This window comes from Limnohabitans sp., assembly GCF_036804465.1.
GTDB lineage: Bacteria > Pseudomonadota > Gammaproteobacteria > Burkholderiales > Burkholderiaceae_C > Limnohabitans.
In genome coordinates, this window is the sequence record NZ_DAIRSK010000009.1 from 18,388 (window position 1) to 42,195 (window position 23,808).

21 protein-coding genes are annotated in these 23,808 nt (G+C 54.4%); 4 read left to right on the forward strand and 17 right to left on the reverse strand.

The window, feature by feature from the left end:
• The first annotated feature begins 62 nt into the window (after positions 1–62).
• Together dnaG and rpoD are read left to right on the forward strand one after the other, a co-directional pair.
• A complete protein-coding gene (gene dnaG, locus V7Q41_RS06195; RefSeq protein WP_333844300.1) occupies positions 63–1,967 on the forward strand; it encodes a DNA primase in 1,905 nt (634 codons plus the stop codon).
• Positions 1,968–2,215: 248 nt separating this feature from the next.
• Entirely contained in the window at positions 2,216–4,633 is a 2,418-nt protein-coding gene (gene rpoD, locus V7Q41_RS06200) for an RNA polymerase sigma factor RpoD (protein WP_333844303.1), read from the forward strand.
• A gap of 82 nt (positions 4,634–4,715) precedes the next feature.
• On the opposite strand, the gene V7Q41_RS06205 is transcribed toward rpoD, so the two are convergent.
• From V7Q41_RS06205 to V7Q41_RS06245, 9 genes are all read right to left on the reverse strand, one after another.
• Positions 4,716–5,714 (reverse strand): aldo/keto reductase, encoded by a 999-nt coding sequence (locus V7Q41_RS06205; protein WP_333844532.1) that lies wholly within the window; start codon positions 5,712–5,714, stop codon positions 4,716–4,718.
• A complete protein-coding gene (locus V7Q41_RS06210) occupies positions 5,711–6,646 on the reverse strand; it encodes a sugar phosphate isomerase/epimerase family protein (RefSeq protein ID WP_333844306.1) in 936 nt (311 codons plus the stop codon). The genes V7Q41_RS06205 and V7Q41_RS06210 overlap by 4 nt, the downstream gene beginning before the upstream one ends.
• A 12-nt stretch (positions 6,647–6,658) precedes the next feature.
• Complete coding sequence (locus tag V7Q41_RS06215; protein WP_333844308.1) at positions 6,659–7,540, reverse strand: 4-hydroxyphenylpyruvate dioxygenase; 882 nt, start codon at positions 7,538–7,540, stop codon at positions 6,659–6,661.
• Positions 7,541–7,573: 33 nt separating this feature from the next.
• Complete coding sequence (locus V7Q41_RS06220; RefSeq protein ID WP_333844311.1) at positions 7,574–8,425, reverse strand: shikimate dehydrogenase family protein; 852 nt, start codon at positions 8,423–8,425, stop codon at positions 7,574–7,576.
• Positions 8,426–8,428: 3 nt separating this feature from the next.
• Positions 8,429–8,872, reverse strand: a complete 444-nt coding sequence (gene aroQ / locus V7Q41_RS06225) for a type II 3-dehydroquinate dehydratase (RefSeq protein ID WP_333844313.1) — start codon at positions 8,870–8,872, stop codon at positions 8,429–8,431.
• Positions 8,873–8,945: 73 nt separating this feature from the next.
• The gene (locus tag V7Q41_RS06230) at positions 8,946–9,965 is read right to left on the reverse strand and encodes a TRAP transporter substrate-binding protein (protein WP_333844316.1); all 1,020 of its coding nucleotides are present in this window, start codon (positions 9,963–9,965) and stop codon (positions 8,946–8,948) included.
• Between the two features lie 88 nt (positions 9,966–10,053).
• Entirely contained in the window at positions 10,054–11,331 is a 1,278-nt protein-coding gene (locus tag V7Q41_RS06235; RefSeq protein ID WP_333844318.1) for a TRAP transporter large permease subunit, read from the reverse strand.
• An 18-nt stretch (positions 11,332–11,349) separates the two neighbouring features.
• Entirely contained in the window at positions 11,350–11,889 is a 540-nt protein-coding gene (locus V7Q41_RS06240) for a TRAP transporter small permease (protein ID WP_333844321.1), read from the reverse strand.
• A 106-nt stretch (positions 11,890–11,995) separates the two neighbouring features.
• Positions 11,996–12,661 carry a TetR/AcrR family transcriptional regulator gene (locus tag V7Q41_RS06245; RefSeq protein ID WP_333844323.1) on the reverse strand — a complete coding sequence of 222 codons (666 nt, stop codon included), beginning with the start codon at positions 12,659–12,661 and terminating at the stop codon, positions 11,996–11,998.
• Positions 12,662–12,809: 148 nt separating this feature from the next.
• On the opposite strand from V7Q41_RS06245, the gene V7Q41_RS06250 reads away from it, so the two are divergent.
• Positions 12,810–13,871 (forward strand): Gfo/Idh/MocA family protein, encoded by a 1,062-nt coding sequence (locus V7Q41_RS06250; protein WP_333844326.1) that lies wholly within the window; start codon positions 12,810–12,812, stop codon positions 13,869–13,871.
• A gap of 1 nt (position 13,872) precedes the next feature.
• On the opposite strand, the gene V7Q41_RS06255 is transcribed toward V7Q41_RS06250, so the two are convergent.
• Genes V7Q41_RS06255 through V7Q41_RS06280 form a run of 6 tightly spaced genes read right to left on the reverse strand, consistent with a single transcriptional unit; the run spans position 13,873 to position 19,545 of the window.
• Entirely contained in the window at positions 13,873–14,919 is a 1,047-nt protein-coding gene (locus V7Q41_RS06255; protein WP_333844329.1) for a Gfo/Idh/MocA family protein, read from the reverse strand.
• A gap of 10 nt (positions 14,920–14,929) precedes the next feature.
• The gene (locus V7Q41_RS06260; RefSeq protein ID WP_333844333.1) at positions 14,930–15,691 is read right to left on the reverse strand and encodes an ABC transporter ATP-binding protein; all 762 of its coding nucleotides are present in this window, start codon (positions 15,689–15,691) and stop codon (positions 14,930–14,932) included.
• A 1-nt stretch (position 15,692) separates the two neighbouring features.
• Positions 15,693–16,466: an ABC transporter ATP-binding protein gene (locus V7Q41_RS06265; RefSeq protein ID WP_333844336.1), complete on the reverse strand. Its 774-nt coding sequence runs from the start codon at positions 16,464–16,466 to the stop codon at positions 15,693–15,695.
• Positions 16,463–17,473: a branched-chain amino acid ABC transporter permease gene (locus V7Q41_RS06270; RefSeq protein WP_333844338.1), complete on the reverse strand. Its 1,011-nt coding sequence runs from the start codon at positions 17,471–17,473 to the stop codon at positions 16,463–16,465. Before V7Q41_RS06270 ends, V7Q41_RS06265 begins: the two co-directional genes overlap by 4 nt.
• On the reverse strand, positions 17,470–18,345 hold the full coding sequence (locus tag V7Q41_RS06275; RefSeq protein ID WP_333844341.1) for a branched-chain amino acid ABC transporter permease: 876 nt from the start codon (positions 18,343–18,345) through the stop codon (positions 17,470–17,472). Before V7Q41_RS06275 ends, V7Q41_RS06270 begins: the two co-directional genes overlap by 4 nt.
• A gap of 54 nt (positions 18,346–18,399) precedes the next feature.
• Entirely contained in the window at positions 18,400–19,545 is a 1,146-nt protein-coding gene (locus V7Q41_RS06280) for an ABC transporter substrate-binding protein (protein ID WP_333844344.1), read from the reverse strand.
• A gap of 206 nt (positions 19,546–19,751) precedes the next feature.
• Between V7Q41_RS06280 and V7Q41_RS06285 the strand changes: the two genes are divergently transcribed.
• Positions 19,752–20,534, forward strand: coding sequence for an IclR family transcriptional regulator domain-containing protein (locus V7Q41_RS06285; RefSeq protein WP_333844347.1), 783 nt, complete (start codon positions 19,752–19,754; stop codon positions 20,532–20,534).
• 70 nt (positions 20,535–20,604) lie between these two features.
• On the opposite strand, the gene V7Q41_RS06290 is transcribed toward V7Q41_RS06285, so the two are convergent.
• Positions 20,605–21,414 (reverse strand): sugar phosphate isomerase/epimerase family protein, encoded by an 810-nt coding sequence (locus V7Q41_RS06290; RefSeq protein ID WP_333844350.1) that lies wholly within the window; start codon positions 21,412–21,414, stop codon positions 20,605–20,607.
• Positions 21,415–21,424: 10 nt separating this feature from the next.
• Complete coding sequence (locus V7Q41_RS06295) at positions 21,425–23,806, reverse strand: FAD-dependent oxidoreductase (RefSeq protein WP_333844352.1); 2,382 nt, start codon at positions 23,804–23,806, stop codon at positions 21,425–21,427.
• Positions 23,807–23,808 lie beyond the last annotated feature (2 nt).

A 23,808-nucleotide genomic window follows, 5' to 3' on the forward strand; every position in this document is an offset into this window, starting at 1 on the left:
AAACGTTCTTCCAAATTGCCACCAAGGCCGACGCCTAAAATCAGGCTTCACCTGATCTACCCATGGCCATCCCTCAATCCTTCATTCAAGAGCTTTTAGCCCGCGTCGATGTGGTCGAGGTGGTGGGACGCTATGTGCAACTCAAAAAGGGCGGGGCCAATTTCATGGGCCTGTGCCCGTTTCACGGCGAAAAGTCACCGTCGTTTTCGGTCAGCCCTGCCAAGCAATTTTTCCATTGCTTTGGTTGCGGCAAAAACGGCAATGCCATTGGCTTTTTGATGGAGCACGCGGGCATGACCTTTGTCGAGGCTGTGAAGGACTTGGCACAAAACATGGGCATGCAAGTACCCGAAGACGACGCCTCACCGCAAGACCGAGCGCGCGCTGCTGAGCAACGCCAAAAACAAGCCACGCTGACCGATGTGCTGGAAAAAGCGGGGGAATCGTTTCGCAAACATTTGCGCAACTCGCCCAAAGCGATTGAATATTTCAAAGGCCGCGGCCTGAGTGGCGAGATTGCCAAACAATTTGGCCTCGGCTACGCCCCCGAGGGTTGGCGCAGCTTGGCAAGCGTGTTTCCTGACTACCAAGACCCGCTGCTGGCAGAAAGCGGCCTGGTCATCGTCAACCAAGAAGACGGCGAAGACGAAAAACGCTATGACCGTTTCCGCGACCGTGTGATGTTTCCCATCCGCAACGTCAAGGGCGAATGCATTGGCTTTGGTGGCCGCGTGTTGTTTGAGGGCACACCCAAATATTTGAACTCGCCTGAAACCCCAGTATTTAGCAAAGGCCGCGAGTTGTATGGCTTGTTTGAAGCCCGCAACGCGCTGCGCGATGCGGGCTATGTGCTGGTGACCGAAGGCTACATGGACGTGGTGGCGCTGGCCCAACTCGGCTTTCCCAACGCGGTGGCCACGCTCGGCACAGCCTGCACGAGCGAGCATGTGCAAAAGCTGTTTCGCTTCACAGACAACGTGGTGTTTAGTTTTGATGGCGATGCTGCCGGTCGCCGCGCCGCACGCAAAGCCCTCGATGGCGCTATTCCCTACGCCAGCGATGTGCGCAGTGTGAAGTTTTTGTTCTTGCCCGCCGAGCACGACCCCGACAGCTTCATTCGAGCGTTTGGCAAAGATGCATTTGCCCACTGCGTCAGCGAAGCCATGCCGCTCAGCCGCTTCATGATCGAAGTAGCACGCGAAGGCTGTGACTTGCACACCGCGGAGGGCCGAGCGCACATGGCAAGCAACGCGAAGCCGCTGTGGATGTCCTTGCCCGATGGTGCACTCAAGCGCCAGTTGCTGAGCGAAATTGCCGAACTGACCGAACTAGGCAACCACGAACTGCAAGACCTATGGATACCCGCAGCCCCACCTGGCGCGCAAGCACGATCGGGTGAATTTAAAAAAACTTCCAAGTTCAAACCCCGCGACGCCTACGCACCCACCACCTACAAACGCGGCACTCGGCTCATCCCGCAAGGCCGCGCGGACCATGCGGTGCGTGTGCTGCTCACGCACATGGAACTGTGGCAAGACCTCTCCAGCGAAGACCACCAGCTTTTGTGCGAACTTGCTCCACCCCATGGCCCGCTCTTTGTGTGGTTGGACCAGCAACACCACGAGCATGGCAACCTGCCATGGGGAGCCCTGCGCGAAGGCCTGCATGGGCACGAATCGCAAGACATGGCCTTGCGCGTCATGGCCTCGTCGTTCAAACCCTTGCTGAACGACGATGGCCATCCCATCGCCGATGCGCAGTCATCGGCTGGGGCACAACGAGAAGCCACCCTCGAGCTGCGCGGTATTTTGAACAAAATTTTGTTTGAAAGCTTGGACGCACAAATGAAAGAGGCCATTGCCGAGGCGACCACTGACCCCACCGCCATGCAGCGCTACAAAGCCTTGTTTGAGCGCCGACGCCAGCTTGGCCAGATTCCACAAAAACTGGTCGAAAGCCACGATTGACGGGCCTGCACCGCAGCAAGGCTCGCGGCTTTTGGTATAATCCACTTTGCAAGTGCGACAGCAGCACCTCCGGACCCGGCCAACCGTGACACAAGCGCACGACTCGCCACATCACCGCAAGGACTGCACACCAAATGTTCGCCCAATCCGCTTGCTTCTAGAGGTTCACACTTCAATCCCCTTGTTTCTGTTCCCGCGTCGGGTTGAACGGCGCTGAGTATTTGTTTCTTTGTTGTCTAGGAGTATTCATGCCTGTTGACCGCCTGTCCAAGAAGCCTGCCAAATCAGTGGCGAAGAAGGTTGTGGCCAAACCTGTGAGCAAAAAGCCAGCCCCCGCTGCGCCCAAAGTCGCAGCCAAGCCCGCCGTCAAAGCCACAGCAAAAGCAGTTACAAAGCCAGCCGCTAAACCCGTTGTCAAAACGGCTGCCAAATCGGCAGTCAAATCGGCTGCTAAACCCGCAGCCAAGTCCGCAACGAAAGCCAAGTCAGTGCCCGCATCGAAAACAAAAGCTGCCGAAAAGCCAGCCACCAAACCCGTCGTGAAAACAGCTCCTAAAGCTGAGGACACCAAGAAAAAAACCGCAGCTGTACAAGCCCATGCACCCAAAGCGGCAGCCAAAAAAACCGCTGCCAAAAAGACACCCCCAGCCAAGGGTAAAACCGCTGGCAGCGATGATGAAGACCTCGCAGACATCGAGGCCGACCTCGAAGGCGAGCCAGTGATTGAAGCAGGCGCAGAAAAGGTCAAGCCCCTGCGCATGAAAATCAGCAAGGCCAAAGAACGTGCCTTGATGAAAGAATTTGGTTTAGACGAAACCGTGCTGTCTGAAGAGGACATGCAAAAGCGGCGCTCGCGCCTCAAAACCCTGATCAAACTCGGCAAGACACGTGGCTACCTCACCCACGGCGAAATTTCTGACCACTTGCCCGACAAACTGGTCGATGCTGAAACCCTCGAAGTGGTCATCAGCATGCTCAACGACATGGGTGTTGCCGTCTACGAGCACACGCCTGACGCGGAAACCCTGCTGCTCAACAACAACACCCCCACCGCCGCCACAGAAGAAGAGGCCGAGGAAGAAGCCGAAGCCGCGTTGTCCACCGTGGACAGCGAGTTTGGCCGCACCACCGACCCCGTGCGCATGTACATGCGCGAAATGGGCACTGTCGAGTTGCTGACGCGCGAGGGCGAAATTGAAATTGCCAAGCGCATCGAGGGCGGCTTGATGGAAATGATGTCCGCCATCAGCGCCTCGCCTGCCACGATCGCAGCCGTCTTGGCCATGGCCGAAGACATTCGTGAAAACAAGGTGGTCATCTCCACCATCGTGGATGGCTTCAACAACCTGAATGAAGCCGACGACTATGTGGCCGAAGAAGACTTCGACGAGTTTGATGAAGAAGACGATGACGACGGCAAAGGCGGCTCCAAGGCGCTGACCAAGAAATTAGAAGAACTGAAAAACGCAGCCCTTGAGCGTTTTGACCGCATGATTGTGTTGTTCGACAAACTGCGCAAGACTTACGACAAGGAAGGCTACGGCACCCCCACCTACATGAAGGCGCAAACTGCCTTGACTGCTGAGTTGATGGGCATTCGCTTTACCGCCAAAACCATCGAAAAACTCTGTGAATCCGTGCGCGGACAAGTCGACAGTGTGCGTAAAAACGAACGTGAGCTACGGCGCATCATCGTGGACAAGTGCGGCATGCCGCAAGCCACCTTCATCAAAGATTTTCCGCCCAACCTGCTCAACCTCAAGTGGGTTGAAAAGCAAGCCGCCGCTGGCAAGCCATGGTCTACCACCATGAGCCGCTTCATCCCGCCGGTGCAAGACTTGCAGCAAAAACTAATGGACTTGCAGTCACGTGTGGTTGTGCCTTTGGATCAACTCAAAGACATCAACAAGCGCATGAACGCGGGCGAGCGCAGCTCACGCGGCGCCAAGAAAGAAATGATCGAAGCCAACTTGCGCTTGGTCATCTCCATTGCCAAGAAATACACCAACCGTGGTTTGCAGTTCCTCGACTTGATCCAAGAAGGCAACATCGGCTTGATGAAAGCGGTGGACAAGTTTGAATACCGCCGTGGCTACAAGTTCTCGACCTACGCCACTTGGTGGATTCGCCAAGCCATCACGCGCTCCATCGCCGATCAAGCGCGCACCATCCGTATCCCTGTGCACATGATCGAGACCATCAACAAGATGAACCGCATCAGCCGCCAACACTTGCAAGAGTTTGGTTTCGAGCCCGATGCCAGTGTCTTGGCAGAGAAGATGGAAATTCCAGAAGACAAGATCCGCAAGATCATGAAGATCGCCAAAGAGCCCATCTCAATGGAAACACCGATCGGTGACGATGACGACAGCCACTTGGGCGACTTCATCGAAGACAGCGTCAACACCGCACCTATCGAAGCTGCCATGCAAGCTGGTTTGCGCGATGTGGTGAAAGACATCTTGGATGGCCTCACCCCACGCGAAGCCAAAGTGCTGCGCATGCGCTTTGGTATCGAAATGGCAATGGACCACACCTTGGAAGAAGTGGGCAAACAGTTTGACGTCACGCGTGAGCGCATCCGTCAAATCGAAGCCAAGGCTTTGCGCAAGCTCAAGCACCCCAGCCGCAGCGACAAACTGCGCAGCTTCATTGACACGATGTAAGTCTTTGCGCCTGCCCTGCATTTTGCGGGCAACTCAAAGCCCGTCAGTTTTCACTGACGGGCTTTTTCATGGGCGCAGCAGCTTAAAACTCCTCGGTATCCACCTCACTCGCACTGACCGCGTTGTAGCGCGCGCCTTTGACCGTCTGCGGGTTGATCAGCGCGTCCAGCTGCTGCATCTGCTCTGACGACAGCACCACATCGGCAGCAGCCATGTTGTCTTCGAGGTGGCGCATGTTTTTCGTGCCGGGAATGGGGATGAGCTTGCTGCTTTTGTGCAACAGCCACGCCAAGGCCAGCTGTGCGGGCGTGCACCCTGCCTCGTGTGCGATGACTTGAAAGCCTTCAAGCAATGACAAGTTGGCGGTATAGGTGTCGCCAGCAAAGCGCGGCATGGCACGGCGGATGTCATTGGCTGCCAAGGTGCTCACATCGCGCAAATCCCCACACAAAAAACCACGCGCCACAGGGCTGAACGCCACAAAGGTGGTTCCCAATTCTTCGCAGGCCTTGAGCACGGCGATTTCTGGATTTCGCGTCCACAGCGAATACTCGGTTTGCACAGCCGCAATGGGGTGTACGGCGTGTGCTTTGCGCAGCGTGTTGGCCGATACCTCACTCAGGCCAATTTCGCGAATCTTGCCCTCACGCACCAAGTCGCTCAGCGTGCCCACGCTGTCTTCAATGGGTACTTGTTTGTCCCAGCGGTGCAAGTAGTACAGGTCAATCACGTCGGTTTGCAAACGGGCCAAGCTGTCTTCGCAGTTTTTGCGCAAGGTCTCAGGGCGACCGTCAATCACGCGCTTGACTCCCTCAGGAAACGACACCCCCGCCATGCCGCCTTTGCTGCAAAGGGTGATTTCATGGCGGTGGGCTTTGAGCGCTTTGCCCACCAACATCTCGTTGGTGCCAAAGCCATACAGGGCCGCCGTGTCAAACATCGTCACACCCAGGTCTAAGGCGCGATGAAGCAATGCCTCGCCCACTTCAGCTGCAGGCGGCGCGCCATAGGCGTGACTCAGGTTCATGCAGCCTAGGCCGATGGCTGAGACGGTGTAGGGGCCGAGTTGACGTTGTTTCATAGAGTGGCGTTTGTCTTGGTGTGGGTCCAGGTGGGCAATGGCGCTGAGCGGTGCAGCACCTTGTCGTGCAGCCATGTGGCGCTTTTGCGCGCGCGCTCGGCCACTGTCGCCAGTGGCAGTTGTTGGTAGTCGTCGTTGAACACTTCAAAACTAAAGTCACCACGATAACCAATGCGGTCTAGACGCAGCACCAAGTCCGCCAAGGCTTCGCTGTGCACACCCTCGCCTGGGAACACACGAAAGGTGCGTGCGGTGGTCATGCGGTCTTCAAAGGTGGGGGTTTCGTGCCACATGAAGTCAGACAATTGCACCAAGAAAATCTTGTCTGGGTCTAAGTCTTCAATCGCGTCCAAGGGCGTATTGGCTGCAAAGATATGAAACGAGTCAATGCCAATGCCCAGGTTGGGGCAATCGGCGCGACACACCACATCCCATGAGGTGGTGAACTCGTTGACTGTGCGGCCCCATGACAAGCCTTCGTAAGCCACTTGGATGCCTAAAGGCAACGCCATCATGGCGAGCTTTTTCAAGTCGCGGGCAATGTGGTCAAGGTCATCTGTGGCATGGCGTGAGGTAGACGAGCATGCCAACAACACTTTACTGCCTGTGGCTGCACACATCTCGAGCATCGACTTGGCGATGTCGACTTTGTAGCCGTGCAAATGGCCCGACAAACCCTCAAAGTCTCGCAACACTTGAAAGCCTGTGGGGCGCAAGCCGCTGGCCTGCACGGCTGCTACGGCAGCAGGCACGCCGCCTGGGTGGGTCACCAAGTCACGCGCCATGAGCATGACTTGTGAAAAGCCTGCGTCTTTCATGGCGGACAGCTTGGCCTCTAGAGAGCCAGCCATCGTGATGGTGTCCATCCCAAAAGAGGCCAACGGCCCAGCGGGGGGCAATGCAGACACGGAGAGATGAGCGTGGGGGTTCATGCACAAGTCCTTTTATTGGTCTTTGTGAACCAGCTCAAACGACACCGAACCCAAGGCACTGCGGGTCAGCGCGCCACGGTCTTCAGGGTGCAGTTGAGTGGACTCGACAAACTCCACGCCGCGGGCTTTGAGTGCAGTCACTGCCGCCCCCACATCGACCGCACCCAAACCAATGCGTTGCAAACATTCGGGTGACTCGTCGGCGTCCATCCAAGGGTCGGGCTCAATCAGTTGCCATAAAAATTTGCCACACGGGCTCTTCATGAGTTTGCCTTTGGGCAAGATACCAAAGCGTTGCTCGTCGGGCACAAAGCTGAAGTCAAACATGTGTTCAAAATAAGCCAACCAATCGGCACTGCGGCCTGCGCCGATGTACTGCACCACACCAAAGTAGCTCATGCCTGCTGTCGCTTGTGGCTGTTGATCGACGGTCGGAATCGGTTTGAAGTCGATGTCGTAAATCGAGAATTCTTGCCAACGGTCGACAAAGTAAAAACGGCTGCCGCCAGGGCCATGAATGGCAGGTATGTGCAGCTCCATCGCTTGCGCTTGGCTGCTGACATTCCATGCACCCAGATCCATGCAACGAGTGTGTGCTTGCAGTGCATCACGCACACGAAAGGCCACCGCAGAGATGACGGGTTGACCATCGGTGGTGGCGCTCACACGGGCATCATCTGGGCTGGCGTTGACGACCAAGTTCATGCCGCCTTGGCGGTACAACGTGACCTCACGCGAGCGGTGACGTGCCACGGGACGAAACCCCATGTTCTCTAACACTTGCCCCAAAGCTTGAGGGCGACTGGTCGCGTATTCGATGAATTCAATGCCATCCAAGCCCAACCGGTTGGGCATCTCCGGCACGGATTCACGGTGTGGGGATGCGAAGGTCATCAGGTACTCCAAAAAAAATCAAGCTTGTCAAACTCATGCGTTCAACTGTGCCACATCACGCAGCACATCAGCAGTGGTGCTGGGCAAACCGAAGTATTCCAAATAGGCAGGGATTTGTTCAAACAGCATGTCGGAACCCACCTGAATGCGACAACCTTGTTTTGAGGCGGCTTGCAAGAAGGCGGTCATTTCATTTTTCATCACCACCTCCCCCACCAAAGTGTCGGGCGAGATGCGAGACACATCCATCGGCAAGGCATCGCCTTCGTTCATGCCCATGGGCGTGGCGTTGACCACCAAATCATGGGCAGCAGGATCGTTGGAGCCGGTGCGCACATCGATTTGAGGGTAGTTTTGTTTCAAACGTTGAGCCAAGGCATTGGCAGACTCCGTGTTCACATCAAACAAACTGATGGCGGCTATGTCAGCCCCTGCCAGCGAGGCCGCGATGGCACATCCCACGCCGCCCGAGCCGACCACCAACACGCGCTTACCCGTCAGATCAAAGCCCTTGCGTTGCACGCCGCGCACAAAGCCAGCGCCATCAAACATGTCGCCCACCAAGCGGCCATCGGCCAGCTTTTTGACCGCGTTGCAAGCACCTGCCACGCGCACAGTGGCGGTCACCTCATCTAACAAGCCCACGGTCACCACTTTGTGGGGCATGGTGATGAGCGCACCACACATGTTGGTGAGACTGAACACCGATTTCAAAAAAACTGGGTAGTCAGGCGTTTGACAACCCATGGGCACCACCACGGCATTGATGCCCGCATGTGCAAAGTAAGGGTTGTAGATCAGGGGCGACTTGAAGGCATGCGTGGGAAAACCAATGTGCGCAATCAACTGCGTGTTGCCGTTGATTGAAATACCGTGCTGGGTCATGAATTATTTGGAAGATTGAACCGCAGACACCGCAGCACGCAAAGCCAGCGTGTAGCTGTCAGCACCAAAGCCGCAAATTTGGCCTTTGACCACCTCGGCCAACACAGATGTGCGACGGAACTCTTCTCGTGCATGCACGTTGGACATGTGCAACTCAATGATGGGGCATGGCAGGATGGCCAAAGCATCGCGGATGGCGTAGCTGTAATGGGTCCAAGCGCCAGCGTTGATCAAGACAGCGTCTACCTTGTCAAAGTAGCCCTGATGAATGCGCTCACACATGTCGCCCTCATGGTTGGTTTGGAAGCACTCAAGCTCAGCGCCCAGCTCCTTGCCCAGTGTGTGCAAATTGGCATTGATCTCATCGAGTGTGATGGTGCCGTATTGCAGGGGGTCGCGTTTGCCAAACATGTTGAGGTTCACGCCGTGCAGCATCAAGACTTTCATATCTACCTTTAACAAAAAGTGTTTCGTCTCATCAAATGCTTCGCCGCGCATGCGGCGAAGCATTACTCAGCCATTACTTGGCCTTCTTAGCGGGTGCAGAACGCGCCTTCTCGATTTCACCTTGCAACTCTTTGACCAAATCTTGACCCACGACCACACCGTACTTGGCGGTGACAGGACGCATCTTGTCACGCAAGATCGACATTTCAGAATCAGACAACTGCGTCACTTGCATGCCATTCTTCTTTAAGTTAGCCAGCAAACTGGCTTCCAAAGCACGTGCTGTTTCGCGTTGGAATTTGGCGGACTCCGAGGCGGCATCCGACACAATCTTTTTCTCAGCGGCGCTCAAGGTGTCCCAAAACTTTTTGCTGATCACCACAGACTGCGGGTTGTATTGGTGCGCTGTCAAGACGATGTGCTTTTGCACTTCGAAAAACTTAGCACTGTTGATGGTTGGAATCGGGTTTTCTTGACCGTCCACAGCACCTTGTTCCAAGGCGGCATACAACTCGGGGAAAGGCAGTGGCGTGGGGTTGGCACCCAAGGCTTTGACCCAATCCACGTTGATGGGGTTGGGAATCACGCGCAACTTCAGGCCTTCGAGGTCAGACACTTTGTTGATGGCGCGTTTGCCATTGGTGATTTGACGAAAGCCCAGTTCGTAGTAAGCCAAGCCCACCAAACCTTTTTCTTCCAACTTGGCATGCATCTTTTTGCCAAAGGGGCCGTCCACCACAGCGTCCGCCTCTTTGGTTGTCGCGAACATGAAAGGGAAATCGAACACGCCAAATTCTTTGACTTGGCTGGCGAAAATACCAGAGTTCATGGATGCCATCTCCAATGAGCCGCCTTGAATGGCAGACACGTTGGCTTGGTCACTGCCCAAAGTGCCACCTGGAAACAGGTTGACCTTGAGCTTGCCGCCAGAGTTCTTCTCGACGATGTCTTTGAATTTGTCCATGCCTTGCACGATGGGGTGGCCCGCAGCGTTCTGGTTAGCGAACTTGATGGTTTTGACTTGTGCCGAGGCCATGCCCATGGCAGCCATGGCCACCGTGGCGATCACGGTCTTGATAAATACACGTTTCATGTCAGTGTCTCCTGATGAACTGTTGCGGTCGTACGCCCAATAAAGGTTCCACTGTCTGGCGTACCCGAACAGACAATGAAAAAGGAACTTAATATAACCAGCGCGCAGGCACCATGACGATGGCTGGGAACAGCACCATCAAGAACATGACGACAAACTGCACCGCCATGAACGGCAGCACCCCGCGCGTCACATCATCCATGCGCATGCGGCCCACACCCGCTACCACGTTGAGCACGGTGCCCACGGGCGGCGTGATCAAACCAATTGAGTTGTTGATGATGAACATCACGCCAAAGTACACCGGATCAATGCCTGCGGCTTTGACGATGGGCATCAACACAGGCGTCAAGATCAAAATGGTGGGCGTCATGTCCATGGCCGTACCCACCACCATGCACAAGATCATGATGGCGGCCATCAAGAGCTTGGGGTTGTCCAACAAGGGTTGCAACAAAGTCACCACTTGGGCTGGCAAGTTGGCCACCGTGATCAACCAAGCCGACACCATGGCAGCGGCTACCAAGAACATGATGACCGCGGTCGTTTTGGCCGCTGTGCGAAACACATCAAACAACTGCTGCCAAGTGAGTTCACGGTAAATCACGCCCGCCACAAACAAGGCATACACCGCAGCCACCACAGCCGCCTCGGTCGGCGTGAACACCCCCATGCGCAAGCCCACCAAAATGATGAGCGGCAGCATCAAGGCCCAGCCAGCGCTGCGCATAGCTGCAAACACTTCGGCGCTGGTTTTGCGTGCAGGCGGCGTCAAATGTTCTTTGCGTGTGCACCACCACCAAGTGGCCCACAAACCAGCAGCCAACACGATGCCCGGAAAAATACCTGCCAAAAACAACTTGCTGATGGATACGTTGGCAGCCACGCCAAAAATCACAAAGCCAATGGATGGCGGAATGATGGGGCCAATCACACCGCAAGCGGCAATCAAACCCCCACTGCGTGCTTTGTCGTGGCCAGCTTTGACCATCATGGGCAACAGCAAGGCGGTCAATGCCGCGGCGTCCGCCACCGCGGAGCCAGACAGCGCCGACAACAAGCAAGCTGCCACGATGGTCACGTAACCCAAGCCACCGCGGATGTGACCCACCAAGGCCATGGCAAAGTCAACAATGCGGCGTGACAAACCACCGGTATTCATCACCTCGCCGGCCAACATGAAAAAAGGCACTGCGAGCAGCGGAAAACTGTTGGAGCCCTCGATCACGTTTTGCGCCAAGATCTGCGCATCAAACATGTCCATGTGCCACATCAACGCGGAACCACACAGCAACAAAGAAAAAGCAATCGGCACACCCAGCGCCATGGCGGCGAGCAAAGAACCCAGAAATACAGCGATGGTCATGATGAAATTCCTTGGGATTTACTTGAGGGGCGCGGGAACATCGATGGGCTCTTCTTCAGACTCACGCACACCAATCAACTCGCTGTCAGCCAACTCCCCGCGCATCAAGCGCATCAAGCGGTCCACCAAAATCAAAGCGCCTGACACCGCCAACACCATGCCGCAGGCGTAGAAGATGCCCATAGACGCCTCCATCACCGCACTGGTCGAACTCCAGTTGATGATGGTTTGATCCAACGAGCCTTTGAACAACAGCCAGCAAATGAACAACATCAACAGGTGACCCACCACAAAGAAATATTTTTGCCAACGCAAGGACAACTTTGACACCAAGGTGTCAGAGCCCAAATGCGCCCCGTCCTTCATGGCCACGATTGCGCCCAAGAAGGTGACCCACACAAACAACCAACGCGACAACTCCTCAGACAAAGTGATGCCTGAGTTAAAGGCATAACGCATCACCACGTTGCCAAACACCAACACCACCATCACAGCCAGCGCAAGCGCCATCAGGATTTCAAGCAACCGGCAGTAATGGTCTAGCAAACGGTGAAGCATTGGAAAAATCCTTGGAAAATATCGAGCAAGACAAAATGTACAAAACAGTTAGTTTGTGACATATCAGTAAAAACCCTCTATTCAATAGAGCATAGCCAACTAACTGCTATGTCAAATTTGAATGGCTTACAAACCGCAACACCATGTCCACCACACTTTGGCGGCGTGCCGTCAAAGCCTTGGCGGTTTGACCGTCACGCTTGAAAATCAAATCAAAGGTGTAGCGGTTGGACACATTGAAAAACGTGAGCGCCGAAATAGATGCATGGATGTCGATGGGGTCCAGCCCTTTGCGAAACACACCCGCCTTCACACCGCGCTTGTACAAAGCTTCGATGGACTGAATGGCAGACACATTGAGCTCTTGAATCAACTTGCTTTGCGCTAAGAAAGTGCCGCGCTGGATGTTCTCGGACATCACCAAGCGAATGAAATCTTGGTTGCTGTGGTGGTGGTCAAACGTGAAACCCACCAAAGCTTTGAGCGCCTCCTCGGGCGATAAGTTAGCCAAGTTGAGTTCGGCCTCGGTGGCACGGATGCGGCGATAGGCATCCTCGAGTACGGCCAAGTACAAACCCTCTTTGCTGCCATAGTAGTAATAGATCATGCGCTTGCTGGTGTGCGTGGCGTCGGCAATGGCGTCAATGCGCCCGCCCGCCAGGCCCTTGGCCGCGAACTCTGCCGTGGCCACAGCAATGATGCCTGCCATCGTCCGCTCAGGGTCGTTGGTGCGCTTGGGCGTCTTGCGAGCGGAATGTACTGTTTCGTTCATTGTGAAAGTATAAAGTCCTTGAGATGGCGTCTTGACTACTGATGAACCCTAATAAAGGGCCAGGCTCTCATCACCGTGGAAATATTCGAACCATACTTGCTTGGATCGACCCTACTCACCCACTCAATCACATCCGCGAGCTTGTTCTATGCCCCCCTCAAACCTCTCACCTTTACCCCACCCGGCTTTGACCATTGGTATCTTGGGCTGCGCCAAGATCGCTAAACAATTTGCACGCGATGTACACAACTGCTCGCATGTGTCCCTCCAAGCTGTAGCCAGCCGCGATTTGAATAAGGCACAGACCTTCGCGAAGGACTTTGCGATTGAACGTGCTTATGGCAGCTACGAAGAAATTCTGAAAGATGCGACGCTAGAAGCCATCTACATTCCTTTACCCAACAGCATGCACGCCGAATGGGCGATTCGTGCCATGCAAGCAGGCAAGCATGTGCTGTGCGAAAAGCCTCTGGCACTCAATCTTTCTGAAGTGACACGGATGTTTGAAGTTGCGCGCCAACATGAAGTGATGCTGCTTGAGGCCTACCCCTATTGGTTTCAGCCACAAACACGCGACTTGCTTGCTTGCTTAAGTCCAGAAAAAATCGGTGATGTACGTAGCATGCAAGCCTGTTTTGGTTTCACACTGGGCAACCCAGATACCAATATCCGCCTCAAGCCCGATCTTGGGGGCGGTGCACTGTTAGACGCCGGCAGTTACCCCTTAAGCTTGATTCGATTGGTCATGGGGTGTGCGCCTGAGCGCGTGATGGCGCATGCAAACTGGGCTAAAACCGGCGTTGACATCAGCATGATGGCCACACTCTTTTATGCCGATGGCCGGCGAGCACAAATGTCATGCGCCATGGACGTGGCCAACCATCGCAGAGCCACGATTGTGGGCACACATGGCACAGTTGAAACCGAGTACCTGAACCACACGAGCGATTTGCACACACACCCTTGGGGCTACCTACCCAGCCAACTTCGTATTCGCCGTGGTACTGCCAACAGCATTGCATTTGAAGACATTCAATCGGCTACAGGCAGTGGCTTTCGGTTTGCAGCAGAAGCTTTTGCCAAGGCGATACGCACGCACGACATGCAAGCCATAGAGCGCGCTGCTGCTGCAAGCCACGACATAGCCTCCACGCTAGATGCAATACAAAGCAGCGCCAAAACGGGACAACTTGTGAATGTGCGCCGCTAACCTAAGCCAATCGAATGGTTTGTTGGCTTGCGATGGCGCGAGAAATGGCATCCACCACCAACAAGTTTTGCAACCCATCAAGCGCACTTACTAACGGGACTGTTTTGCCTTGCACCACATTTAAAAAATGCGCTATCTGCAATTTGAGAGGGTCTTCTCGCTGTAGGGCAACCACATTGCAATCGAAAGACTTGAACCATGAACGATCGTCATTTTTTGCAAATGTTTTCAAACGCATGCTAGGCACAGCCAAACTGCCCAATGTTCCCGCAATGACATAACAGTCCTCATCGTCATAGCTGGCGTAAGCTTTGTTTTCTTGGCTGGTTTGCTCCCAACTGCGCGCCGAGGCAGATGTATCAGACAGCAAAAATGAACCCAATACGCCCGAAGCAAAACGAAACGAGATGGAAGCAGTGTCCTCTACAGCAAAGCCTCTTACCGCGTTGGATGTCATGGCCTGCACCTCCACAATTTCGCCGCACAACATGCGCAAACTGTGGATCTCATGAATGAGATTTATCAACACTGGGCCTCCGCCAGTTTGGCTTCGCCAAGGCGCCTCGTTGAAATAGCTGTCGGGCTTGTAAAACATCGCGCTGCCCAAAACGCCAACCAAGCGTCCTAAGCGCCCTGAGTCAATCAAGGTTTTAGTTTCGCGCATGATGGGACTATGCGCGCGATGGTGTCCGATCAGTACTTTGGCCTGTAGATTTTGTACCACTTGCACCAAGCGTTGCGCATCGGCCACGGTGTGTGCAATTGGTTTCTCCAGCAAGACTGGCAAACCCTTTTCAATGCAATGCAATGCTTGGGGCACATGAAGCGCATTAGGGGTCGACACAATCACACCGTCAGGTTGCACTTGTGTCAAAAGTTCATCAAGGGTCGCAAACCAAGCAATGTCTAGCGCCTGAGACAACTGTTGAGCCGCTCCTGACGGGTCAGCAATAGCGCAGAGTTGGCAATTTGGATTCTGGGCCAACACAGCCATGTGCGCTCTACCAATCACTCCTGCGCCTGCAATGGCTATTTTCAGTGGAACCATCGTTCAGTTTCTATGCAGACCCAACTGAAGCAGTTGTGGTGTGCGCGCCACCCAAAAACAAACGTTCCATTTGTGGATCAGCCAATATTTCCGCCGCTGACTTGTACAACACCAAGCGCCCAGACTCTAACGCAATGGCATTGTCAGAGTACTTCAGCGCACTCTTGACGTTTTGCTCCACCATCAGCACGGTGGTGCCTTGCTCCGCAAGTTTTCGCAAAAGCTTGAACACATCTTGCACCACGATGGGGGACAAACCAATTGAAGGCTCATCAATCAACAAGACTTTGGGACGCAGCAACAAAGCGCGGCCAATTTCAAGTTGTTTTTGCTCACCCCCCGACAACGATGATGCCGACGAGTTCATGCGTTCTTTCACGCGTGGGAAAAAATTCAGCACTTCAGGAATGCGCTCATGCGTGGTCTTCATGCCGAGCGTGATCCCACCCAGCTCTAAGTTTTCATACACAGAAAGCTGGCCAAACAAATTGCGCCCTTGTGGCACAAAGGCAATGCCACGGGCGAGCAAGTCTTTTTGGGTGGCCCCCGTGATGTCTTGACCATTCAAACGGACCTTGCCTTGGCGTGGCGTCAACAACCCAAACAAGGTTTTAAGCACCGTCGACTTACCAGCACCATTGGGGCCAATCAGCAAAGTGATCGAGCCTCGTGCCACAGAGAAAGACAAATTATTCAAGATCATGAAGTCTTTGTAGCCCGCCACCACGTCCTCAAACTCAATGCAAGGCGTTGTGTTGTCTTGTGTCGTCATGTCAATTCCCCAGGTAGGCGTCGAGCACTTGTTTGTTCGCACGAATTTCGGCGGGTGTTCCAATGGCCATCACCTTGCCCTCCACCATCACCATGATGCGGTGGCAAACATCCATCACGAAATCCATGTTGTGCTCAATCACGACAAAGCTACTGGCCTTGCCATCAGAGGTTTGGCGCTTGTTCAAGTCCTTCAGCAAAGCACTGATGCCCCCCACCAAGGAAGGGTTGACACCCGCGCAAGGCTCGTCAAGCAGCACCAAGTCGGGCTCACTCATGAAAGCCATGGCGATATCCACCAGTTTTTGTTGACCATAGCTCAACTCACCTGCTTTTTTATCCGCCACATGCTTGATATGAAATTGATCAATCAAGGCATCTGCTTTGGCACCCAAATTGGAATCACTAGGGGCAAACATGCGACTGAACAAACTGCCCTGATGCTCTTGTGCAGCGACAATCAAGTTGTCGCGCACGGTCATCTTGCCAAAAACTTGCAGAGTTTGGAAAGTGCGCCCCACGCCACGGCGATTGAGCGCCAACGGTCCCAAATGGGTCACGTCTTGACCATTGAGTTCAATCTTGCCCGTGTCTGGCGTGATCTGGCCCAACATGCTATTGAACAACGTGGTTTTGCCAGAGCCGTTTGGACCAATGACACCAAAAATTTCACCGGGGCGCACTTCAAAAGACACGCCACCTACCGCTTGAATCGCACCATAAGCCTTCTTCAAATCGGTAACTTTGAGCAAAGGATGTTGAGTCGCTGTGGTCATACTTTGACTCCTGATTGGCCGGCATCGGCAAGCGCGGGAGCTTGTCCAACAGCAGCCCGTGTTGCTGAAGCCTCACGCGACAGACGCTTGGCTCTTATGCGGTCAGGAATGCTCAGCAAACCATCGGGCAGCCAAATCATCAACATCACCACAGCCGTGCCAAATACGAACAAATACCAAGCCTGCGCAAAACGCAGCCACTCCGGCAAGATCACACCCACCGCAGCACCGAGCAAGGGACCCAAAAAGTAACCTGGGCCACCAACGACGACCATCAGGTACATCATGATCGATGCCTCCACCGTGAAGGGCGAAGGATCAATGAACTGAACCAATGAACCAAACAAACCGCCAGCGATGCCTGCATAGGCTGCACCAATGGCAAAACTCAACAAGGTGTAGCCACGAATATCGACGCCGAGGCTTTCTGCTCGGATGGGGTTGTCACGCAAGGCCGTGAAAGCTTTTCCCCATGGTGAGTTGAGTAGCCCCCACAAAAGCAAGGCCAACACCACTGCAAACGCCAACACCAAATAGTAGTAGGACAAGTTGCTGTCAAAGCTCACGCCAAAGGCTTCAGGCCTTGGAATATTGTTGATACCGAACGTGCCGCCTGTCAGCCACTCTTCGTTGCGCATCACCAACCACACGGCGGTATTGAAGCCCAAAGTGGCAAAAGCCAAGTAAATGGTTTGCACGCGCAACGCAGGAAAACCCAAAGCCAGACCCACCACAAAGCAGCCCAAGGCGGCCAGGGGCATACCTAACCAAAAGCTAAAGCCCGCTTGCATCATGATGGCCACTGTGTAGGCGCCGATACCAAAAAATGCCGCATGGCCCAGTGACTTTTGTCCCGCATAGCCAATGGTGAGGTTCAAGCCCATGGTGGCGATCACATAAATCAACCAATAGGTGAACAAATAAATACCATGGTTTTTGAGCACCGTGGGCACAAAAATACAGGCTAACAGCCCCAATAAGCCTAGAAAAATGCCGAGCTTCTTCATACTTTGCGCTCCACTTTTTTCCCAAGCAAGCCCTGCGGCTTGAACAAAATCACAACCATGAAAAGAATCAAGGCCACGGCGTCTTTGTAGGCTGGCGAAATATACGCAGCAGCCAAGTTTTCGCAGACCCCCACAATCACGCCGCCCAACAAAGCACCGCGCGAGTTGTTGAAGCCACCAATGATGGCGGCAAAGAAAGCCTTGGTCCCAAGCGCAGCGCCCATATCGAACTTGGCTAAATAGGTGGGTGTCACCAAAATCGCCGCGGCCGCAGCGAGCACCGCATTGATGGCGAAGGTGTAAAAAATCATGCGCGGCACATTGATGCCCAACACCGAGGCGCTTTCGGTGTTTTGCGCTACCGCTTGCATGGCACGACCTGTCACGGTCTTGACCAAGAAAGCTTGCGTCAACAACACCAAAGCAATCGCAAACACAAAGGTGCCAACATCCGTGGCCGAAATCGTGACACCGGCAATGTTGTATAACGCATCGGGAAAGAGGTTGGGAAAGGGATGCGGCTCAGCGCTGTAACCCGCACGCACGGCGTTGCGCATGGCAATCGACAAACCAATGGTCGCCACCACGATGGGCATCATGCCAAACTTGAACAGGGGGTCCACCACACCGCGCTTAAACAGCCAACCCAACACGATGACAGACAACACACAACTGCCCATGAAACTCAGCACCAACGGAAAACCCGCTGCCAAAAAACCTAGCATCATGAAGGCCGGCAGCATCACAAACTCGCCTTGAGCGAAGTTGATGGTGCCCGAGGCTTGCCAAAGCAAGGTAAAGCCCAACGCTGCCAGCGCATAAATGCTGCCTGTAGCGAGCCCACTGAAAAAGAGTTGTAGAAAGTCCGTCATGTCATTTGCTTGAAAAAAGAAAGGCACGCCCGAAGGCGTGCCCAAAACCTCCAATTACTTCTTTGCATTCAAAGCAGGCAAAACAGCTGTCACCACTTGGCGGCCGTTTTTCACCTCAATCAAGAAGCTTTCGCGGTCAAGGTCGCCCTTGTCATCAAAGCTCACATCCATGATCACGCCAGGGTGCTTTTTAGCGCTGATGCTGATGCCACGCAAGGCATCAGCAACCGCTTTACGGTCAAACTTGCCCACTTTTTCAATGGCGGCCTTGAGCACATACATGCCGGTGTAGCCCTTGATGCCGTTGTGGTCAGAAATACTGCCGTAGGCTTGGTAGTACTTGGCCTTGAACTTCAACATTTCTGGATTAGGCGCGTCGACAGTCAACCCCACGTGGGCCATGGCACCGTTGGCGGCATCACCAGCCAACTCAATCACTTTTTGCCCTGTCAAAGTGGTCTCACCAATCACCGGCTTGGTCCAACCCTGCTTCTTCAATTCGCGCAACAAACGCGCTGACTCTTCTTCATTGGTATAGGCAAAAATCGCGTCCGCGTTGCTTTGCTTGGCTCTGAGCACCGCAGCCGAAAAGTCTACTTGGCCCGCATCGGTTGAAATATCGGCGACGATTTTGGTTGGGCCGCCATCAAGCAATTTGTTGAGGGTGTCACGACCGCCTTTACCGAAGTCGTTGTTCACATAAATCACTGCCAAAGTTTTGGCTTTGGTGTTGATGAACTTGGCCAGCTTTGGAAAAGAGGTGCTTTGGCCAAACGCAGTTCTAAACACATAGGGGTTGCCTTGGGCGGTGATGGCTGCAGCCTCGCCACCAGTGAAGTTAGGCACCTCACCACGCTTGGATTCAGCCATCGACACCATGATGGAGCCCGAGTACACCGGACCAAAAATGGCAAATACACCGTCGTCCACCGCTTTTTGTGTCAAGCCCTTGGCGACGCCTGGGTTCGTTTGTGTGTCAACGGTGTAGTTGTCAATCTTGCGGCCCAAGATGCCGCCGTTTTCATTGATTTCCTTTACCGCCAACTCCACACCGTTTTTAAACACGGTACCGGCTGTGGTGCCAGGGCCAGACAATTCAACGATGTTGGCAATCTTGATGGTTTGCTGCGCGTTGGCGATGCCAGCCAAGGCAAAAATGGCAGCCGCTGCAACAGCCTTTAAGGTGGAACGTTTATTCATGGATGTCTCCTCTTTGGGTTTGAAAATGAGCCTTCTGAAAAATGCTCGGGGTGATGAAACCATGGGTACACCGTCGAACACAACTGGCTACGGTGAAATTTAGTTTGATTTGCTGAAATTGCGGAATTTAAAAACTTAATCTGCGCGATTAACGATCTTTTGTGTGCGATCATCGATCTCATCACGGGTTTCCCCTCGGAGCAGACATGAGCACACTTTTGAGACCCAACTTGAGCATAGATCCCAAAGATTGGATTGCAGGTCTGGACAAAGGCCTGGCGATGTTGCAAACCTTTGACGAACACAACCCTCGCCTGACGGCTACGCAAGCAGCACAACGGTGTGGTTTGACGCGCACTGCGGCGCGGCGCTACTTGCTTACGCTTTTGCAATTGGGCTTTGTCACCACCGATGGCAAGTTGTTTTGGCTCACCCCCAAGGTCATGCGACTGGGACAGTCTTACTTGGAGTCGGCGCGCCTGCCGCGCATCGTTCAGCCCTCGCTGCAACGCTTGACCATGGGAACGCAAGAAATTTCTTTTGTGGCTGTGCTGGACGGCTATGACTTGGTCTACATTGCGCGCAATGGTCAAACCCGCAGTATGAACACCAGCTTTGCGCTGGGAGCGCGCGTACCCTGTCACCTCACGAGCGCGGGGGTGTTGTTGCTCGCACTCTTGGGCGAGGATGAGGTTGACGATTGGTTGGCCAATCATGAACTCAAAGCCTTCACCTCGCACACCATCACCGACCCCAAACGTATGCGCGCCGAGCTGGCCCGCATCCGCCTGCAAGACTGGGCGTTGTCGGAGCAGCAGCTCGACTTGGCGTATCGCGGTGTCGCGGTGCCGCTGCGTGACCACAAAGGAAATGTGCAAGGCGCACTCACGGTGAGCATGCCGATTCAGTTTGAGACGTCCAAGGAAGCCGTTCACCGCGTGTTGCCGGTTTTGCGGGAAGTGGCGCAGAGTTTGCGACCGTTGATTTGACGGAGTGGGGTGGGTAGTGACAAAGAAAGGCAGCCTCGCTTGGCGGCTGCTGTCAAGGTGGCGAAGTGGGTTAGGCATCGCCTAAAACTTTCTTTGTTGCGTTGAGGCACAGTTCTGCCCAAGCCTGATCACCGATCAGTTTTGAACGTTCTAAATTGACAATTTCTACGCTGACTGGAAGGTCTTGCGGCAAGGTCGCAAACAAACCAGTGAGGTCAATATTGCCCTCACTGGGCAACAAACGCGCTTGTCTTGCAGTATGAATCAACGCTTCAGTCGTGAAGTTCAGACCAGCTTGTGCATCGCACATTTGTGCATAGTGCAACAAATCGCGAGGAATGGCAGCAATGTCTTGCAAACTTGTGGTTGATCGACCAAAGTGCAAGGCATCGACCAAGATGCCGGCGTTGCTGGGAGTGCCGGCGAGTTCAATCACACGTAAAGCGGACTTCGCATCCTTCACGGCGGTCCAAGGCATAAACTCCAAATCGGCTGTCAAACCATAGCGACGCATCACCTCACACAAAAGCGCATAGTGCTCTGCCAAACGTGATTCATTTGTATCGTCTGCAGCAATGAGCACCGCTTTGGCACCCAAGGTTTGACCCATGTCCAGCAGCGCAACGTGCTCAGCCACGTTGAACCGCTCACCGATGCGAATGATTTCGAGATCGTACACACCCACACCCGTGTCACGCATGAGGGCTTGCGTTTCGCGCAACACAGGGGCATCACCGATCAAAGTTTGAAAAGGAGCACCAGGGCCATTGGGTTGTAAGCGCAAGCCCACATTCGCATAACCTAGTGCAGCAGACATGTCTATAGCTTGCGGCACGGTTGAAGCATTTGCAGTGAGGTATGCGAGAGAATAGAGTCGCATGGTGTGCAACTTATTTCAAGGGCGAAACCGCGGTAGGCAACGCGATGGTGGACACCATATCGGTAGTCAAGTTGGCTGGGCCGCCTTTGGGTGGCCAAATGCCTTGGGCTACAGCATCTGCACGCGCTTGACTGCGTGCCTCAATCGTGGGGTATGCCCAAATATTGGTGAATCGAAGCGGGCCATCCAAGGCGACCATCGCGACCACACAGGGTGAAATTTTGTCGCGCGCAGGAATAGCCTGCTCCCACAAATCAATCGTAGGTTGCACGCCACCGGGTTTGATGCCGTAGGTGCGAATTTCATACACGGGACCTTTGATGCCACTATCGGCACTGGGGCGCACGGGCTTCATCCAAGGAAAGCCTTGGTAGCTGTGTTGCTCCAAGCTTTGAAACATGTCGCCGCAACCAAAAGGACTGGCATTGTGCTGCGTGCGGTTGCGTTCAGCTTGCAAAGTAGCCAAGTCATCAAAGCCACGCAACACGATCATTTGATTGAGCACACCGATGTCAGTGAACCAGCAGCCTAGCAACTCACCTTGGCCTTGTGCAGCAAAGGTTTGCACATGGGCAGCGGCTTGGGCGGCGGTACCAAACGGCAGCGTCATGGTGGCGAGTTCGTAATACATTGGGGAAGTCCTTTTTAAAAATGGATGTTCAGCTGAAGCAAAGTCTGGGGATAAACGGGCAGCGTGGTGGGCCGCCAAATACCCAAAGGTCATGGCTGGGCCAAGGGTGATGCCGCCGCTGGGGTAATTGCCACCCATCACGCTAGAGAGGTCGTTGCCACCAGCATACAAGCCATCGATCGCTTGTCCATGTGCGTTGAGCACTTGCGCGTGCTCGTTGCAACGCAAACCTGCAAATGTGCCCAAACTGCCCGCCACAAGCCTCACCGCGTAGAACGGGCCATTTTGAATCGGGGCCATGCAGGGGTTGGACCACTCTTGGGTGGCATCGCCTTGCGCACGGTTGTAGGCCGTTTGCCCTTTGGCAAATTCACTGTCGTAGCCAATGTCGGCTTGCGTGTTGTAACGGGCCACGGTATTTTGCAAATTGATCGCATCAATGCCACACGCATCGGCCAACTCTGCCAAGGTGTTGCCACGCTTCAAATAACCGTTGGCCAACATGCCACGCATGGATACTGGTGCAGGTTTGACGGCCCCTAAACCCCAACGCCGAATAAAGCGGTGGTCCACCACCAGCCACGCTTGCACCGGCTCACCCTCGGGCAAAGCGTGAATCAAACCCTGCATGAAATCATGGTACGAGTCAGCCTCGTTCACAAAGCGTTTACCAAAGCGCGTGACAGCAATCAGGCCAGGCTTGCCGCGTTCAAGGAGGTGGGGAAAGTGTGCGATTGCGCCATCTGCGCGCGGTACAAACGAGATCGGTGCCATCGCAGCTGCGTGCTTCAAATCTTTAGACACAACCGCACCCACGGACTCACCCATACGCAAACCATCACCTGTGTTGCCACGCGAAGCGGCTGAAAAATGTTGTTCGCCGGTCGGGTCGTGGGGCAAAAGTTGACGCTTGCGTTGCGGATCGTGTGGAAAGCCGCCCGTGGCCAACATCACACCGCGCTTGGCACGAAGAAGTTTCTCGGCTCCGTTGTGTATCACCACTGCACCACGCACCTTGTCATCTTCAGTGACCAATCGCAACGCGGGGCTGCTGACACGAATGTCCACACCCGCATCAAAGGCTGACTTGGCCAAGCCCGCCACCAAGGCATTGCCGTTGACCAATTGCATGCCACGCCCATGAATGGCCAAGTCCAGCAAATGGCGCGTGACACGCTTGACCACATGACAAAACGAACCCCACGACCGCAAAGCCTGGTAGAAGTGACGAATATCCGCCCCCGAGGCAATGCCCATTCCCCAAAAGGTTAATTCATACAACGGTGTTTTGAGCTGCTTCACATGTTGACCCAACAAGCGGGCGTTGAAGGGTGCCGCACCGACAGAGCGGCCCCCCAATGCCGCGTCTTCGGTCTTGCCGTGGAAATCGGGAATCAGGTTGCCATCGATGAACTGCAAGGCTGTATGTGCTTGAAAAAAGCGCACCATACGCGGGCCATGCGTGAGGAAGGCACGCGCCCGTTTTTCATCAAACTGCTCGCCCAACTCATGCCGCAAATACGACAGCGGCTTTTCAATCGGCTCGGTCATGCCCGCTTGAATGGCCAATGGGTTGCGCGGAATCCACATCCACCCGCCCGACCAAGCCGTAGTGCCGCCGTAGTGTGGTTCTTTTTCTACCACGATGACTTTGAGCCCGAGGTGTGCTGCCGTCACAGCAGTGGCCAGCGCACCCGCGCCTGAGCCCACCACCAACAGATCGCAGTCCCAGGGTGTCAAGGCGGTGCTGTGATGCGTCATCG

What these genes read in the sequence shown, in the direction of transcription:
- V7Q41_RS06295 (WP_333844352.1), bottom strand. Translation starts at nt 23,806, where the DNA reads ATGACGCATCACAGCACCGCCTTGACACCCTGGGACTGCGATCTGTTG.
- V7Q41_RS06215 (WP_333844308.1), bottom strand. Translation starts at nt 7,540, where the DNA reads ATGACCTTCGCATCCCCACACCGTGAATCCGTGCCGGAGATGCCCAAC.
- V7Q41_RS06205 (WP_333844532.1), bottom strand. Translation starts at nt 5,714, where the DNA reads ATGAAACAACGTCAACTCGGCCCCTACACCGTCTCAGCCATCGGCCTA.
- V7Q41_RS06285 (WP_333844347.1), top strand. Translation starts at nt 19,752, where the DNA reads ATGAGCACACTTTTGAGACCCAACTTGAGCATAGATCCCAAAGATTGG.
- V7Q41_RS06210 (WP_333844306.1), bottom strand. Translation starts at nt 6,646, where the DNA reads ATGAACCCCCACGCTCATCTCTCCGTGTCTGCATTGCCCCCCGCTGGG.
- V7Q41_RS06290 (WP_333844350.1), bottom strand. Translation starts at nt 21,414, where the DNA reads ATGCGACTCTATTCTCTCGCATACCTCACTGCAAATGCTTCAACCGTG.
- V7Q41_RS06280 (WP_333844344.1), bottom strand. Translation starts at nt 19,545, where the DNA reads ATGAATAAACGTTCCACCTTAAAGGCTGTTGCAGCGGCTGCCATTTTT.
- V7Q41_RS06250 (WP_333844326.1), top strand. Translation starts at nt 12,810, where the DNA reads ATGCCCCCCTCAAACCTCTCACCTTTACCCCACCCGGCTTTGACCATT.
- V7Q41_RS06275 (WP_333844341.1), bottom strand. Translation starts at nt 18,345, where the DNA reads ATGACGGACTTTCTACAACTCTTTTTCAGTGGGCTCGCTACAGGCAGC.
- V7Q41_RS06270 (WP_333844338.1), bottom strand. Translation starts at nt 17,473, where the DNA reads ATGAAGAAGCTCGGCATTTTTCTAGGCTTATTGGGGCTGTTAGCCTGT.
- aroQ (WP_333844313.1), bottom strand. Translation starts at nt 8,872, where the DNA reads ATGAAAGTCTTGATGCTGCACGGCGTGAACCTCAACATGTTTGGCAAA.
- V7Q41_RS06245 (WP_333844323.1), bottom strand. Translation starts at nt 12,661, where the DNA reads ATGAACGAAACAGTACATTCCGCTCGCAAGACGCCCAAGCGCACCAAC.
- V7Q41_RS06230 (WP_333844316.1), bottom strand. Translation starts at nt 9,965, where the DNA reads ATGAAACGTGTATTTATCAAGACCGTGATCGCCACGGTGGCCATGGCT.
- V7Q41_RS06255 (WP_333844329.1), bottom strand. Translation starts at nt 14,919, where the DNA reads ATGGTTCCACTGAAAATAGCCATTGCAGGCGCAGGAGTGATTGGTAGA.
- V7Q41_RS06220 (WP_333844311.1), bottom strand. Translation starts at nt 8,425, where the DNA reads ATGACCCAGCACGGTATTTCAATCAACGGCAACACGCAGTTGATTGCG.
- V7Q41_RS06260 (WP_333844333.1), bottom strand. Translation starts at nt 15,691, where the DNA reads ATGACGACACAAGACAACACAACGCCTTGCATTGAGTTTGAGGACGTG.
- V7Q41_RS06265 (WP_333844336.1), bottom strand. Translation starts at nt 16,466, where the DNA reads ATGACCACAGCGACTCAACATCCTTTGCTCAAAGTTACCGATTTGAAG.
- V7Q41_RS06235 (WP_333844318.1), bottom strand. Translation starts at nt 11,331, where the DNA reads ATGACCATCGCTGTATTTCTGGGTTCTTTGCTCGCCGCCATGGCGCTG.
- rpoD (WP_333844303.1), top strand. Translation starts at nt 2,216, where the DNA reads ATGCCTGTTGACCGCCTGTCCAAGAAGCCTGCCAAATCAGTGGCGAAG.
- dnaG (WP_333844300.1), top strand. Translation starts at nt 63, where the DNA reads ATGGCCATCCCTCAATCCTTCATTCAAGAGCTTTTAGCCCGCGTCGAT.
- V7Q41_RS06240 (WP_333844321.1), bottom strand. Translation starts at nt 11,889, where the DNA reads ATGCTTCACCGTTTGCTAGACCATTACTGCCGGTTGCTTGAAATCCTG.